The following is a 16062-nucleotide window of genomic DNA, read 5'->3' as shown; positions in this document are numbered from 1 at the left end:
TGCAGTCACTGAACGGAGTCGCGTTGGGCCCCCAGCTCAGTCGACGGTGCTTCCCCACCAAGTCGGATTGGGCTGCCAGTTCGGTTGCAACATGGCGGCTTCGCGTTTTTCCAAACGCTCTTTTTGCGGACCTTGAATCTTGGCCCATCGCTGCTTGGCCTTCTCTGGATCAAACCGCGGATCCGGCTCGGGGAACTTTGCGTCAACCGATTTGAGATAGGCCATCAATTGCTCACGCATTTTGGCAACACGTTCGGGCTGTTGCGATGCCAAATCGTTTTGCTCGCCGATGTCACTGGGCAAATGATACAGCTCGTCTTTGGAACCCAGGTGGTAGTGAATCAGCTTGTACTCACCAACACGAATGATCGACGATGGCTCGCCACCTTGATTGCCGTAGTGTGGGTAATGCCAAACCAACGCTCGGTCATGGAGCGAAGGATCCTCACCCTTGACCAAAACGGTTTCCAATGAATCACCGTCCTTGTGTTGTTCCGGACGAAGCGGCAAACCACAAACGTCCAAGATCGTTGGGTAAAAATCCGATCCCATGACGGGAACGTCCGAAGTGGAACCGGCGGCAATGCGTGCGGGCATCGAGACGTAGTACGGCTCACGCAGCCCGCCTTCCCATTGCCGGCCTTTGCCACCACGGTGAGGCAAGTTGCTGGTCGAGTACGCATCGCCGGAGGAAACGCCTCCGTTGTCACCGGTGAAAATGACCAACGTATTGTCGGCTTTTCCGGATGCCTCCACGGCTTTCATCACGTCGCCGACCGCGTTGTCCAACGTTTCCATCATTCCCGCATAGACCGGATTGTCTTGGATCTGACGAACCGGCAACGTCCGATCGACGAGAAAACGGTTACCATCGGCGGGAGCGGGCGGTGCCGACTCGCGGTACTTCTGCCACAACTCTTGCGAGGTTTGGATCGGTCCGTGAACGGCATAAAACGACAGCATGGCAAAGTAAGGTTTGTCGCCTTGCTGCTCGATGAACGACGCCGTGTCTTTGCCCAAACGTCGCGTCAGCGATTCGCCATCGGGACCATCTTCCATCAATGGGTTTTTGAAGGGAGCAAAGAAACCACCGGGAGGGCTGCCTCGGTGATGGCCGCCGATATTGATGTCAAAACCATGATCGGTTGGCAACGATCCATCACCGCCCAAGTGCCATTTACCAGCGAAGAACGTCGTGTAGCCCGCCTCGCGAAGTGCTTCGGGCAAGGTCACGTCCTCGGCAGGGAGTTCACGCACGTACTCGGCGGGCAACAGTTCATCACCACGATTGAAGTTCTTTCCCGATGCGGCACCAATCCAATCGGTGATTCCGTGACGAGCCGTGTACTGACCGAGTTGAATGCTGGCTCGCGAAGGACTGCACACGCGGCAGTTGGCATAGCCAGCGGTGAATCGCATGCCGCGTTCGGCCAACGCATCGATGTGTGGCGTTTGATGAAACTTGCTGCCCTCGATGCCGATGTCATGCAGCCCCAAGTCATCAACCAAAATCAACACCACGTTGGGTCGTGACTCTTCGCCGGACGCGATCGATGCCAACAGCATCCATCCGATGACCGCCAACATCAAGACAAAACAGGCCCGCAGCGAGCCGAAGTCCAACGAGGAAAGAGAAGCAGCCTCCGTCCGCGACAGCGAGATGGACCGGGACGAGCTGGGCTCGCTCGAGAGAAACGACATGCGGAGAACTCTTCGTAGAGGGAATTTCATGCGGCAATACAAATGCGGCCCATCAATGTAGTCCCGCAGAAAGAAACCATGCAAACAGCGACCCCAAAATACATAGACTTCGCCCAACTGTCTCAAACTGGCTTATCAACAAGATGACACTGACATCAAAGCGACAACACTCCTGCTGGGGCACTCAAGCGGTTTTCGAACGAAACGAATTCACGCAAACCATTCGTATAAAACGACTTACCAACCAACGCTGGATTTCACCGGGCAGATTGGCATCTCGATCGCATTTTCCTGCTGACACTCGATGAGGATGTCGGGGAATGGATCACGGAAGGCTTCTCCTTAAACCAGATTGGATTTTCAAATGACACGCTCGATTGGGATTTTCGTCGTCGCCCCCCTCTTCGCCGCCATCTTTTCCGTGGTTGCTGGTTCGCAGACCGCACAAGCCGGGCACAACTCGCCTTTGTACGACGCAACGGATCGCTACCGCGACGCGGTCAGCCATTTCGAAGACGAAGCCCGTCGTGTCCGCACGATTGACCGTGATGTCCTCCGCCTGATCGACGACTTCGAAGATCAAACCAGCGATCTTCGCTCAGCGGCACGTCATCCCGATCGCACCTATCGATTGGCCCAGGAGTACAACCAAGCTCAATTCCTGCAATCGCAAACCGAACGAGCCGTTTTCGGAAGCCGCTGCCCGATCATCGCCGAACGATTGTCACCATGTTGGAATGATGTTCTGTCCGCATTCGCGTTCGTCCAGCAGCAAATGGCTTACGTGCAACCCTATGTGGTCGGGCGGCCCGGAACGTGCGGCTTGGACCACGGTGCGGCGTACGGCATCTCGCCTTATCGCAGCAGCAAACCAGTTGCGTACCCGTACCGCGGTTCGCTGAACCGCACCTCCCGTGCCCCCGACCCTCGTGACTTCTATCGCGGAAGTCCACGAAACGACTTTCGTCGCGATCTGCCCACGCCCGGAAACTACCGAGCCGCAATTCCTTCGCATCCATCAATGCCTGAAGGAGCAGCGATCGGGCTGACGTTGTTGCAAAGCTTCTTGAACCGACGTTGAACTCGTTTCAACCAGCATCCCGCTACCTCAACTGTCGCAACGCAAAACGCGAGCCTTCGTTTGGACGGAGTCTCGCGTTTGTTGCTTTGACAGCAGAGCCACCAAGGTGCGTCTCCGGTTTCTAGTCGGTGTATGCTGACGACCAAGGAGACCTGAAATGCCGCTGAAACCTCTTTGTACCGACCGCAAGCTCTCAACTCGTGGCCAATCAGCACCCCAGATTGCCACCGCATGTAGGCGATGCATCGCTCTACTGTTGTGTTGTCTGCTGAACATCAACGCTGCCAACGCAACGGACACGACCTCCGCTCCACCGAACATCGTGTTGATCCTTGCCGATGACATGGGTTGGGGCGACATCGGATTCAACAACCCCAACGTCTACAGCCCGCATCTCGATGAGCTGGCGTCCACCGGAGTCGTGTTCCAGCAGCATTACGTGATGCCTCAGTGCACACCAACGCGAGTAGCATTGATGACCGGCCGGTACCCGAGTCGGTTTGGTGGTGCGGCATTGCAAGCCAGCAACGATCCCGCCTTCCCTCTGGAAACACCGACGATCGCCAGCCTGCTTCGGTCAGCCGGTTATCGAACATACCTAGCTGGAAAATGGCATCTTGGTTCGGATCCTGATCATGGTCCCAATCACTTCGGTTTTGATAGCAGCTATGGCTCCTTCGCCGGCGCGGTTGGCATGTACGACCACCGTTATCGAACGGGCGAATTCGAGCACACCTGGCATCGCGATCACGAGTTAATTCCTGGTGCGGAAAACGGAACTCACGCAACGGACTTGGTCGCGGCCGAAGCCATTCGAGTGATCGAGTTGAACGATGCCAATCCGTTCTTTCTGTACCTGCCCTTTCACGCGGTGCACACACCCTTGGACGAGCGAGGACGTTTCATCGATCGCCCAACGCAATTGGATCCGGACGATCCGACCCGATGGCTGGATGAAGACGAGATTCCCTGGTTCAACGATCCGCAGGGAAACATCCAACGAGAATCCGATCCGGAAAAACGCTTGTTGCTCGCGGCGGTGCATCACCTGGATCACGCGATTGGGCAGATTGTCGAGACACTGGAAGCAACCGGCAAACGTGACAACACGCTGATCTTGTTCTCCTCCGACAACGGCCCGCAAGGAAGCTGGAATGGCAACGCCTACCCGGATGATTTGAAGCTCACGGACTTTAACCAACCCATCCCGTTTCGCGGCAAAAAGGTCGACGTGTGGGAAGGCGGCATTCGCGTCCCCGGATTCGCGAATTGGCCGGCTCGCCTCGATGCCGGATCATTTGATTCGCCGACACACATCGTGGATTGGTTGCCGACACTCGCATCGATCGCAGGTGCGGAGGCGAACATGAACGATTTGAAGCTGGATGGTGCTTCGTTTTGGAACGACGGGTTGCAGGTGACGGAAACGTTCCAAACGAGAGATCTCTACTGGAATTGGAAACCTCGCATCAATCGCTGGGCACTGCGTCATGGCGACTGGAAAATCGTCAAGTACGGCCAAGGTGCCCCGAAGTCCGCCGAGGAGTGGGAGCTGTACAACCTCCAGTCCGATCCGGCGGAGAGCGTTGACCTCGCCGAAAAAAATGCGACACAAAGAGAAGCACTGCACCGGCGATTCCTTCATCATCGAAAACGCGATCGCGTCACCAAGTGATGCGTGGGTGAAGTATGGTAGGGGCCCCGCCCCATCACCCCTTCCCCAGGTTTTGTCGTCCATGCTTTCCATTGCAAGTGGTTTCTTTCGGTTGCGAGCGACGCTGTGTTTTGTCGCCAGCTTGATGTGCTTGGTTTCCGCGTCCGTTGGTTGGACGCAAAAGCCAGCCAAGAACGTGCTGCTGATCTGTGTGGATGACTTGCGACCGGAACTGGGTTGCTATGGTGCGGACTACGTTTCGTCCCCCAACATTGATTCGCTTGCCAGCCATGGCATGCAGTTCAATCGCCACTTTGTTCAGGCGCCCACCTGCGGAGCGTCCCGCTTTGCGTTGCTGACGGGATGCTATGGGCCATCAGGAAACCACGCGTTGTTTCAACGTGCCAAGCGAATGGAGAAGGACCCAAGTTCCATCACGCCGTCGATGCCACGTTGGTTCCGCGATCATGGGTACACCAGCGTTTCCGTCGGCAAAGTCTCGCATCATCCCGGCGGTCGTGGCGGAGCGGACTGGAACAAAGAGGACGAGATCGAAATGCCAGGTGCTTGGGACCGGCACCTCATGCCAACCGGGTCGTGGCAACATCCTCGCGGAGCCATGCACGGATTGGCCGATGGTGAGATTCGCAAAGACGCCAGCCAAATGGATGTGTTCCAATCCGCAGGCGGCGAAGCGAAGTACCCCGATGATTTAATTCTAAAAACGTCGCTGGATGAGCTTGCCACGCTGGCTGAGGACGCAGCCGAAAAACCATTCTTCTTGGCCGTTGGGTTCATCCGCCCGCACCTGCCCTTTGGGGCTCCCGCCGAGCACATGGAACCGTATGAAAACACGGTCCTCCCCGGCATCCCGCACCCAGCAAAACCCTCCGGCCAAACCACTTGGCATGGTTCGGGCGAATTCATGCGATACAACCGCTGGGGCAAGAACCCGAATCAAGACGACGCCTTCGCGGATGCCGTTCGCCGACACTACGCGGCTTGTGTGTCCTACGCCGATGCAAACGTCGGCAAAGTCATCCAGCGTTTGAACGAACTGAAGCTTCGCGAATCCACGATCATTGTGGTGTGGGGTGACCACGGTTGGCACTTGGGCGAACATGCCATTTGGGGAAAACATGCTTTGTTCGAGGAGTCCCTGCATTCACCGCTGATCCTTTGTGATTCTTCAACGATTGCCAACTTGCAAACCGATGCGATCGTGGAAACGGTCGACTTGTTCCCGACGCTGTGCGAATTGGCGGACATTCCTCAACCGAGTGACATCGATGGCGAATCGCTACTGCCGGTTTTACAGAGCCCTGAAACTTCAGATGGTGAAGCGGTGTCTTACGCCAAAGGCACCACGATCCGAACGGACAGGCATCGATTGATTGTGCACCCGAAGGGACATCGCGAACTGTACGACCACGTTTCCGATCCCGATGAGACGACGAACATTGCGGAAACCAATCCCGAGCTGGTCCAGCGATTGGAGCAACGCTTGCAAAAGAGGCTGGCCGATCGTCAGCAGTTTTGAGATTGCAATCGCAGGAGTTTGAAAGGGCGCGACTGCGATGGTCAGATACAGAGCCTATTAAACACCAGGCCAATCTTGCTCCGAATTCTGGCGAATCCGGCTACGGGCGAGAAGGCGAATCGGGCTGCGGGTATGTTTGAACCGCGGTGAATCCGGCTACGGGCGAGGACCTGCTGCGGCGTTCTAGCTGGAGCGTTCTTGTTCGATCACTCGCATGTACACCTCGCGGTAGGCGTCGACCATGGCGTCGATGGTGAACAGCGATCGCATGCGGGCTTGGTTGGCCAATCCGGTTTCTTTCGCCAGTTGTTCGCTCGACAGAAACCGATCAAGCGATTTCACCAACATAGTATCGTCGTTGAATTCAAAGCCTTGACTGGGATCGTCGCCGATCAACTCCTGGCTGCCCTCCACGCGGCTGCAGACGACGGGTTTGCCTGCTGCCATGGCTTCCAAAATCACATTAGGCATGCCTTCGTAACGGCTTGGCAAAACCACCACGCGGCTGGCGGCGATCCAGCTTGCGATGTTGCTTTGCCATGTCAGCACGCGTACTCGATCACCGCGTACACTCTCGGCCCACCGAGTCAGCTCATCCTGCAGCGGACCGTTGCCGATCAAGACCAATTTGCGATTGCTGTTCTCGGGCGCGAATTGCTCCACCGTGCGTTGCAAATGCTCGAGCCCTTTCTGCGTGTGCAAACGTCCCACGAACAACACGACGTTGCTATCGCTGGGCCAACCCAAGGTTTGCCAATCCACCGGCAAAGCGGATGCGAACGCGTCCACATCAACGGCATTGGGAATGACGGAAGTTCGTTCGGGCGGAAGCCGAAGCTGCTCTCGAGCAAAGTCCTGGACCGCTTGGCTGACACAAACCACATGATCGACACTGCGAAGCGTTCTGCGTTCGACCATCAAACGCAGCATGTTGGGCTCGGCCACGCGAATGCCAGCGACGCGAGGGCGACGATTCGAAACGTTCATCATCCCCAGCACATTCGCGTGCCAAAGAAACGTTTGCACCAGTGCATCGGGACGCTTGGCCAACCATCGACGCAGGTTCATCGCTGCGTACGGGAAACCTCGCGAGGTTGGCGCACCACCGCTGGCGACCTCGATTCGTTCTTCGCGAAGTCGCTGGACCAACCGATCGTTGCCTTCGGGTTTGCTGTCGGGTGTCGGCAGGGTCCCAAAACTGAAAAGCCGAACCTCATCCCCGCGATCGCGCAAACCAATGGCGAGCTGGGTCAGCGCTCGTTCGGCCCCGCCAAAGTTCATCTCGGTGATGATCAAATCGATCTTCATGTGATTGATGACCAGTCGGTTTAGAGGACTGGCCCAACGGTCCAAGGAACAAACTCGTGATCACCAAGACCGAGTCGTTCGCTGGCGGTTTGTTTGCCGCTGGCAACCCGCAACAACTCGTCGAACAATTGATCCGCGAGTTCGTCCATCGAGACACCCTCGAGCAACTGCCCGGCGTTCCAGTCCATGTCGTCACGCAGTGCGTGGAAGAGCATCGAGTTGCTGGCGATTTTGACCACGGGGACCGGTTTGTGACCAAAGCAGCTGCCGCGGCCCGTCGTGAACAAGACCAAGTTGCATCCTCCAGCGACTTTTCCGGTCACGCTCGATGGATCGAACCCGGGCGAATCCATCACATACAAACCGCGTGCGGGAACGGGTGCCGCGTAGTCGAGCACCCCGTCCAACACGCCCGAACCAGACTTACTGACCGCTCCCAATGATTTTTCAGTGATGGTCGTCAGCCCCCCGGCCTTGTTGCCGATTGACGGATTGTTGTCGATCTCACCGCCATACATCGCGACGTGTTGCTTCCACCAATCGACCTTGTCCATTAAACGTCCCGCGACGGATTCATCGCGAGAACGGGCCACCAATAAATGTTCGGCACCGATCAGCTCAGTGGTTTCGCTGAGCACCGCGGCACCACCATGAGCGACCATCCGATCGGCCAGTGCCCCGACCAAAGGATTGGCCGTCCATCCGGAATGCCCATCGCTGCCGCCGCATTCGAGTGCCAAACGAAGATGGTGAGCGGGGACTTCCGTTCGTGAATTTTGGTTGGCGATGTCGAGCATCGTTTCCAGATGCTTTTCCGCTCGGTCGATCGTGGCTCGCGTTCCGCCTTCGGCCTGCATGGTCAACATCGTGGTCGAGGTGAAGCCGGAATCGCTTGCCGCCACCGGCAATTTTCGCGGGTCCGTGATTTCAACCAGTTGATGATGTTCTCTCAGGTACTCCGGCGTCGTTTGTTCGCAGCCCAATCCAATGGTCAAACAGGCGCCCACATTCGCGTGGCCGGCGTAGCCTTTCAAAACTCGGCCCAGCATCCGCTGCTTCAATCCCGCGTATCGCAGGGCACAGCCGGTGGTGTGCGTCCCGATCGCGATGCCATCGACATTAGGAAACTCAGCCAATCGTTCCGGAGGAAACCGGGCAGCGACATGATGGCAAACCGTCGCACTGCAATTCACGCGAGCCAGGATCTGCACAAAGTTTCGCGTGCCGACCTGACCATCTGGGCGAACGAAGCCTATCCACGTCTTGTTCGGTTTCGGCACTGGCGGCAGTTCGGGGACACCACCGGGAAACGCGGTGCCGACCAAGGTTCGCCAATCCGAGTCGACCTCGTGAGCATCGACAAGGTTCGCCGAGTGGACGTGTTCGCCGACGTCGATCTTTCGGGACGCCTTGCCGATTGGCTGGCCAAATTTCGTCACCATTTCACCGGCGGCGATGGGACGGCAAGCGACTTTGTGACCGGCTGGGATGGATGCTTCACCGACGGTGAACTCGCCGACGTTTTGATGCGGCTGCAGGGGACCGGCGGTCATCCAAACATTGTCCAGCTCATGCAGCCGAACCACGTGGGATTTTGCCACACCGGCATTGTCCACGATCGAATCAACAGCAGGATTTGGATTCGCTTTGCCTTCGGGGCCAGTCATCAATAGAGCGGTGGTGGTTGGAATTTTCCGAGCTGCTACCATTTTCACTTCCGGGCAGTCTGACAGACCCCGGGCTCGCTCGCCATCATGGCGAGGAGATGACCTTTGCATTCCTTCCGCTTGCCAACTGGGCTGAACCCCCGATGAAAATTCACGAGTATCAAGGCAAACAGCTTTTCCGCTCCGCCGGTGTTCCGGTTTTGGAAGGGCACATGGTGACGACGCCTGACGAAGCGGCCGCCGCCTACGAAAAGTTGGGTGGCAAAATCGCCGTCGTCAAAGCCCAAATCCACGCGGGCGGTCGCGGCAAAGGCAACATCATTGATAACCCCGATCAAAAGGGTGTGGTGCTGGTCAAATCGGCCGACGAAGCCAAAGCCGCCGCGGAAGGCTTGCTGGGTAACAAGCTGGTCACGATTCAAACCGGTCCCGAAGGCCAAACGGTTTCGAAAGTCTTCGTCGAAGCCGGCTGCGACATCGCTCGCGAATTGTATTTGGGGATCGTTGTTGACCGCGGGGCCAGCAAGCCCGTTTTGATGGTCAGCACCGAGGGTGGTGTTGAGATCGAAACTGTCGCGGAAGAAACTCCTGAACTGATCTTCAAGGAGCACTTCGATCCCGCCGTGGGACTGGATGGCTATCAAGTTCGCAAGCTCTGCAAGAAACTGGGAATCGAAGGAGCCGCCGCTAAAAGCGCCTTCAAGTTCATGACTTCGATGTGCCGCTTCTTTGTCGATTACGACTGCGAAATGGCCGAGATCAACCCGCTTGTGATCACCGGCGACGGCCAAATGGTGGCTCTGGACGCCAAGATCTCCTTCGACGAGAACGCCATGTTCCGTCACAAGGATCTGGAAGAACTTCGTGACCTCAGCGAAGAGGAAGAGTCCGAACTGCGAGCTAAGAAAGCTGGCCTGAGTTACGTCAAACTCGACGGCAACATCGCTTGCTTGGTCAACGGTGCTGGTTTGGCGATGTCGACGATGGACATCATCAAGTACCACGGCGGCGAACCAGCCAACTTCTTGGACGTGGGTGGTGGAGCCAATGCGGCTCAGGTCACCGAAGCGTTCCGCATTCTGTTGTCCGACCCGAACTGCAAAGGCGTCTTGGTCAACATCTTCGGCGGGATCGCTCGCTGCACAACGATTGCGGACGCGTTGATCACCGCCAGCAAAGAAGTCGGATTCAACGTGCCATTGGTGGTGCGATTGGAAGGCACCGAGGTCGAAGAAGGCCGCAAAATGTTGGCTGAAAGCGACGTCGACATCATCAACGCAATGGATTTGACCGACGCGGCCGAAAAGATTGTCGCCGCGACAAAGTGAGCTTTTGGTTTGAGCAATTCGCCCTCGCGAATCGCTTGAGTTGTCAACAAGATCCAGGCAACGCCTGATCACTACCTTCCAACACATCACCCTTCGGCTGCCGGCCGGTCGCTTGCAGCCAAACGATAAAAGCAATTCACATGAGTATTCTGGTCGATAAAAACACCAAGGTCATCTGCCAAGGGATCACCGGGAACGCCGGGACCTTTCACGCATTGGGTTGCCGCGACTATGGCACCCAAATGGTCGGCGGCGTGACGCCGGGCAAAGGCGGACAAGACGTCGAAGGCATCCCCGTTTTTGACACCGTCGAAGAAGCGGTTTCCAAAACCGGTGCCGACGCCACGATGATTTTCGTGCCACCCCCGTTCACCGCCGACGCGATCCTGGAAGCCGTCGACGCGGGCATCAAAACGATCGCCGCGATCACCGAAGGCGTCCCCGTCATCGACATGGTCCGCGTCTACGAAAAGGTCAAGGCGAGCGATTCGATCTTGATTGGACCCAACTGCCCCGGTTTGATCACTCCCGGCGAGTGCAAGATCGGCATCATGCCCGGTTACATTCACACGCCCGGCAAGATCGGCGTGATGAGCCGCAGCGGAACATTGACCTACGAAGCCGTTTGGCAAACCAGCTCGCTGAAGTTAGGCCAGAGCACCTGCGTCGGTTTGGGCGGTGACCCGATCGTCGGCACCAACTACATCGACCTGTTCAAGATGTACCAGGAAGACGACCAAACCGAAGCGATCCTGATGATCGGTGAAATCGGCGGCAGTGCGGAAGAAGAAGCCGCGGCATTCGTCAAAGAGCATGTGACCAAACCGGTCGCAGCCTTCATCGCGGGTCGCACGGCACCTCCCGGCAAACGCATGGGCCACGCCGGCGCCATCATTAGCGGCGGCAAAGGAACCGCGGAAGAGAAAGTCGCCGCTTTGGAAGACGCTGGCATCGTCGTGGCTCCCTCACCCGCCAAAATGGGTGAAGCCATCGTCGAAGCCATGTCGAAGTAGTTGCCGCTCCCACGGCGAAAAAACCTGTGGCACGGCGGTCCCCCGCCGTGTCTCACTCAAGCTACGCCCCGCTTGGCCCACCCGCTACGCTCGCAATGCGACAACCGGTGCCAAGAGAAAACCAGCGCAAAGACTCGCCACCCCTGCGCGATCCGCGATGGCAGTCTCGACCAGAATGCCACCGTGGCGGGCTGTCAAAGACGCTTTCAGCGAGCCCGGCAGACGACCCACAATTTGCCGCAAACCGTTACGCGACAAACGCTTGCGACGCGAATTACTCATCGCGGCACAGCGATTGCTTATTGGGCGGCTCCAACGAACAAAGCTGCCATTTTGGTTGCCGGGTTCCGCATCGCCTGATTCGCGGAACGCTTGTCGACCATTCCAGTTTGTGAACTGATTCCATTTGTGAACGGATCCAGACCGGGCAGCCCCAACCAGACATTTCCCCCACATCTCGACTCAATACCACGAAAGGTGTCACGGACATGGCAGCAGCCACGAAGAGTGCAACCAAAATCCGTTTGCAACCCCTCGGCGAACGCATCGTTGTTCAACGTGAGGAAAGTGAAACCACGACCGCCGGCGGCATCGTGTTGCCTGATTCGGCCAAGGAAAAGCCAGCTCGCGGCACCGTGGTGGCCTTGGGCACCGGCAAATTGCTCGACGACGGCAGCCGTGCTGACTTCCAATTGGCAACCGGCGACCGCGTGCTGTTCAGCAGCTACGCCGGCGAGACCGTCGAAGTCGACGACACCGAATACCTGCTCATGCGAGAAGACGACGTCCTGGCCGTCATCGAGTGATCTCGACGGCTCGGCGAACACGTCGATCTGAAACCCATCTCTGCAAACCTCTAATTTTGATAGACAACCATGCCAAAAATCATTGCCTTTGACCAAGAAGCACGCGAAGCGATTCGCCGCGGCGTGACCAAGCTCGCTCGCACCGTCAAAGTCACCTTGGGCCCCAAGGGTCGCAACGTGATTTTGCAAAAGAGCTTCGGCAGCCCCACCGTGACCAAAGACGGCGTGACCGTTGCCAAGGAAGTCGAACTGGAAGATCCCTATGAAAACATGGGTGCATCGATGGTTCGCGAAGTCGCTAGCAAGACCAGCGACGTGGCCGGCGACGGTACCACGACCGCAACCGTGATGGCCGAAGCGATCTTCAACGAAGGCCTGAAAGCCGTCGTCGCTGGCGTCAACCCAATCCAAATGAAGAGCGGCATCGAAACCGCCGTCTCGGACATCACCGAGCAACTTCACAGCATGGCGGTCAAAGTCAAAGACCAAGAAGCCATGGCCAACGTCGCGACCATCGCCAGCAACAACGACCGTGAAATCGGAACGCTGCTCGCCGACGCGATGAGCAAGGTTGGCAAAGACGGCGTCATCACCGTCGACGAAGGCAAGAGCCTGCAGACCGAACAAGAATGGGTCGAAGGCATGCAGTTCGATCGCGGTTACCTGTCGCCTTACTTCGTGACCGACTCGACCAGCATGGAAGTCGTTCTCGAAGACGCCTACGTCTTGGTCTTCGAAAAGAAGATCAGCAACATCAAAGACATGGTGCCGTTGCTGGAAAAAGTGGTTCAGCAAGGCAAGCCTTTGTTGATCATCGCCGAAGACGTCGACGGCGAAGCACTCGCGACCCTCGTTATCAACCGCCTGCGTGGCACCTTCACCGTCTGTGCCGTGAAGGCTCCTGGCTACGGCGATCGCCGCAAAGCCATGATGGAAGACATCGCGATCTTGACCGGTGGCCAAGCCATCTTCGAAGCTCTCGGCGTCAAGTTGGAAAGCGTCGACCTGCCACAACTGGGTCGCGCTAAGAAGGTCATCGTCGACAAAGACAACACGACGATCATCGAAGGTGGCGGCAAGAGCGCCGACATCAAGGCTCGCATCGACCAAATCCGTCGCGAAATCGAACTCAGCACCAGCGACTACGATCGCGAAAAGCTGGAAGAGCGTTTGGCCAAGCTGGCCGGCGGTGTCGCCAAGGTGAACGTGGGTGCGGCCACCGAAAGCGAAATGAAAGAGAAGAAGGCTCGTGTTGAAGACGCCCTGCACGCAACCCGTGCTGCCGTCGAAGAAGGCATCCTTCCCGGTGGTGGCGTTGCCTTGCTGCGTGCCAGCGGCAAAGTCAAACCAGCCGACTCGCTCAGCGACGACCAACTGGTCGGCTACAACATCGTCCTGCGTGCTTGCCGTGCTCCGTTGACCATGATCAGCGAAAACGCTGGCCAAGACGGCGGCATCGTTTGCGAAAAGGTTTTGGCGATGAAGGGCAACGAAGGCTACAACGCGTTGACCGACACCTACGAAGACTTGGTCAAGTCGGGCGTCATCGACCCAACCAAGGTGACTCGCACCGCACTGGGCAACGCGGCCAGCGTCGCAACCTTGTTGCTGACCAGCGACGCGTTGGTTGCTGAGAAGCCAGAGAAGGGCAAAGCCGGACACGGCGGCGACCACGACATGTATTGATCCACGGCGGATTGAAACGATCCGCTTGCTTCAACACTTGAGACGCATTCAACCCCTCGCTGATCTTTCAGCGAGGGGTTTTTCGATGTCGCCATGCCCGGCGATTTCCGCCGAGCACCGCCGCTGACTATCTTGGGGCTGGCCATCGCCAGCATTCACCCTCAACCCGCGTCGCTGATGTTCGTCAACAAGACCAAGTTGCCACATGTTCTGCTGCCAGAGCATTACAGCAGTCCGACGCAGCATGAACTCGAGCTGGAAGGATTGTTCCGTCCGCAATGGCACTGGGTCGGTTCACTCCATGACGCCCGCGAAGACGGGGACTTCTTCACTCGCGAACTACTGGGCGTCCCCATTCTGGTGCGAAACCACCAAGGGGCTTACCACTGCTATCTGAATGTATGCCCGCACCGGCACAGCACCCTTTCGAGCGAACGCAGCGGCAACTGCCCCACCCTGAAATGCCAATATCACGGCTGGGAGTTCGATGTTGACGGTTCGAGCGGTCGGATCCCGGACGCGAAACACTTTCGTCCGATGAGCGGCGGCCCGGAATGCCTGAAGAAGTTCTCGGTCGCGGTTCACGGTCCGCTGATCTTTGTGTCGCTCGAACCGAGTTGCCCGTCACTGCCCGATCAGTTCCAACCGTTTGACGAGGTGAGCAGCGAGTTTCCAGGCGACCGCTGGGCTCACGCCGAGACTTGGCACTATGACTTTCCGGCCAATTGGAAAGTCGTGGCGGAGAACACTGTGGAGTCGTATCACCTGGAATCCGTGCACACCGACAGTTTTCGATTCGAACCGGAAGACGAAATCGAACACGAGATCCACGAGGGCGGAACCATCATGCGTGCGACGATTCATGCTACGCCCCGAGCCCGGCAATTCGCTCGATGGGTGACATCACAACTTCACCCTGGATGCTCGCCGCAGTACCGCATGCACCACCTCTTCCCGCATTTGTTCTTGATGCGAACCGATGCGATGCTGCAGGCAATGACGTTGATGCCGACCTCTGCAACCAGTTGCCGTGCCACCGTGTCAGTCTTCACACTTCGCCGGGAATACGAAACGCCCTGGTCTCGATTGCTGACCCGATTTTGGGGTCGCATCAAGACATCTGCCGTCAAGAAGATCCTGGCGGAAGACGCGTCGCTCTATCCGGGAATCCAAACAGGAATGGAACACAGTCCGTTCAAAGGTTGCGTCAGCACCCGCGAAGAACTGGTCCACGCTTTCCAACACCATGTTTCGCAGAAGTGCGGACTGTCCATCGAGCCCGATCGTGCGGCAGCGACTTCAGTAGAAGAACTGTCGCAATGAGCAACTGGTCGGCGGCAACGTTCCGCTACGTGCTGGTCGGATACGTCTCGATCCCGTTGGGTATCAACGTCGCAATCAATGCCCTGATCGGATGGTTGCTATTTCTTGATCGGGATTCGCTTCCGGTTTGGGGCTTGCCGCAGAGTGTTGCAATGGAGATTGCTGGCACTGGCTTTCTGTTGCCGTTGATCACCGCCATGATCAGCTCCCGAGTCTTGCTGGGGCATCTTCGCTCCGGAATCGTGCAGCCGATCCACCAGACGGCGGCCAGCAGCAGGATCGCATCACGATTGGTGGACTGGGTTGGCCGAGTCTTGGTTGGCCAGCTCTTACAGAACGCCTCCTTCGCTGGCTGCGTGTTGTTTGCACTGACCATGTTCCCGCTGCTCACCATCCCGGCATTCCTCGCATTGCCCACACTCGGCGTCGACTCCGTGGACCAACTCACGTTGATTGCAATCAAGTGTGTTTACGCGGGTCTGTGTGGTTTTGTGACGACACCGCTGATCGCAGTCGGGCTGCTTTGTCATGCTGGCCAAGCACACTCCCGCCAATCGACCGAGCAAGACCCAAGGGAATCGCCGTCGGTATCAACCTGAATGCGCCTACAGATTCGATCCAAGCGATTTTGTCGTTTCGAGGTCGATTCTGGGCCGCCTCTGGCCGATGACTGGTGAGTTGAGCACTGGATCGCCGCCTTTGCGGTGGCGAATTCCGCTTGGCTCGATCACGCCCTTTGGGGGCAGACAAGAAGGCAAAAGGTTCGAGGGGCATCTTCCAGGATCGATTCCACCCCCACGAAATTCGCGGAACCCCGTGAATTCCGTGGGAAGACGCGATGGGAAGATGACCGTCGGGGTTGCAAATTTTCGGCCTGAGCCGTACTTTTTGCCTTCCTTTCCCGCCCAGCCTGTGTTTTGGCCGGGCGACTCACTTACCCAGTTCGCTGCATTTT

At 57.4% G+C, this 16062-nt stretch carries 12 protein-coding genes; 9 read left to right on the top strand and 3 right to left on the bottom strand.

The features are described 5' to 3' along the window. Nucleotides 1-36: 36 nt before the first annotated feature. A complete protein-coding gene (locus LOC70_RS00370; RefSeq protein ID WP_230251322.1) occupies nt 37-1587 on the bottom strand; it encodes a sulfatase in 1551 nt (516 codons plus the stop codon). A 478-nt stretch (nt 1588-2065) separates the two neighbouring features. Between LOC70_RS00370 and LOC70_RS00365 the strand changes: the two genes are divergently transcribed. From LOC70_RS00365 to LOC70_RS00355, 3 genes are all read left to right on the top strand, one after another. Next, entirely contained in the window at nt 2066-2782 is a 717-nt protein-coding gene (locus LOC70_RS00365) for a hypothetical protein (protein ID WP_230251274.1), read from the top strand. A 256-nt stretch (nt 2783-3038) separates the two neighbouring features. Further along, nucleotides 3039-4457 (top strand): arylsulfatase B, encoded by a 1419-nt coding sequence (locus LOC70_RS00360; RefSeq protein ID WP_230251273.1) that lies wholly within the window; start codon nt 3039-3041, stop codon nt 4455-4457. Between the two features lie 124 nt (nt 4458-4581). Then, nucleotides 4582-5976 carry a sulfatase gene (locus LOC70_RS00355; RefSeq protein ID WP_230251321.1) on the top strand — a complete coding sequence of 465 codons (1395 nt, stop codon included), beginning with the start codon at nt 4582-4584 and terminating at the stop codon, nt 5974-5976. Between the two features lie 183 nt (nt 5977-6159). On the opposite strand, the gene LOC70_RS00350 is transcribed toward LOC70_RS00355, so the two are convergent. Both LOC70_RS00350 and LOC70_RS00345 read right to left on the bottom strand, forming a co-directional pair. Beyond that, nucleotides 6160-7284, bottom strand: coding sequence for a glycosyltransferase (locus tag LOC70_RS00350; RefSeq protein ID WP_230251272.1), 1125 nt, complete (start codon nt 7282-7284; stop codon nt 6160-6162). A gap of 20 nt (nt 7285-7304) precedes the next feature. Next, nucleotides 7305-8993, bottom strand: coding sequence for a UxaA family hydrolase (locus tag LOC70_RS00345; protein ID WP_230251271.1), 1689 nt, complete (start codon nt 8991-8993; stop codon nt 7305-7307). A gap of 101 nt (nt 8994-9094) precedes the next feature. Here LOC70_RS00345 and sucC point away from each other — a divergent pair, with 101 nt between their 5' ends. The 6 genes from sucC to LOC70_RS00315 all read left to right on the top strand — a co-directional run bounded on the left by sucC (nt 9095) and on the right by LOC70_RS00315 (nt 15706). After that, complete coding sequence (sucC, locus tag LOC70_RS00340; protein WP_230251270.1) at nt 9095-10279, top strand: ADP-forming succinate--CoA ligase subunit beta; 1185 nt, start codon at nt 9095-9097, stop codon at nt 10277-10279. 140 nt (nt 10280-10419) lie between these two features. After that, a complete protein-coding gene (gene sucD / locus LOC70_RS00335; RefSeq protein WP_230251269.1) occupies nt 10420-11292 on the top strand; it encodes a succinate--CoA ligase subunit alpha in 873 nt (290 codons plus the stop codon). 488 nt (nt 11293-11780) lie between these two features. Next, nucleotides 11781-12098 (top strand): co-chaperone GroES, encoded by a 318-nt coding sequence (locus LOC70_RS00330; protein WP_008671259.1) that lies wholly within the window; start codon nt 11781-11783, stop codon nt 12096-12098. 69 nt (nt 12099-12167) lie between these two features. Further along, the gene (groL, locus tag LOC70_RS00325; protein ID WP_230251268.1) at nt 12168-13784 is read left to right on the top strand and encodes a chaperonin GroEL; all 1617 of its coding nucleotides are present in this window, start codon (nt 12168-12170) and stop codon (nt 13782-13784) included. A gap of 93 nt (nt 13785-13877) precedes the next feature. Beyond that, nucleotides 13878-15107, top strand: a complete 1230-nt coding sequence (locus LOC70_RS00320) for an aromatic ring-hydroxylating oxygenase subunit alpha (RefSeq protein ID WP_230251267.1) — start codon at nt 13878-13880, stop codon at nt 15105-15107. Continuing rightward, nucleotides 15104-15706 (top strand): hypothetical protein, encoded by a 603-nt coding sequence (locus tag LOC70_RS00315; protein ID WP_230251266.1) that lies wholly within the window; start codon nt 15104-15106, stop codon nt 15704-15706. The genes LOC70_RS00320 and LOC70_RS00315 overlap by 4 nt, the downstream gene beginning before the upstream one ends. Nucleotides 15707-16062 lie beyond the last annotated feature (356 nt).

The sequence above is a fragment of the Rhodopirellula halodulae genome (assembly GCF_020966775.1).
GTDB classification, from domain to species: Bacteria; Planctomycetota; Planctomycetia; order Pirellulales; family Pirellulaceae; genus Rhodopirellula; species Rhodopirellula halodulae.
The sequence above is the reverse complement of the archived record's forward strand: the minus strand, read 5'-3'. Positions and strand labels throughout refer to the sequence as shown.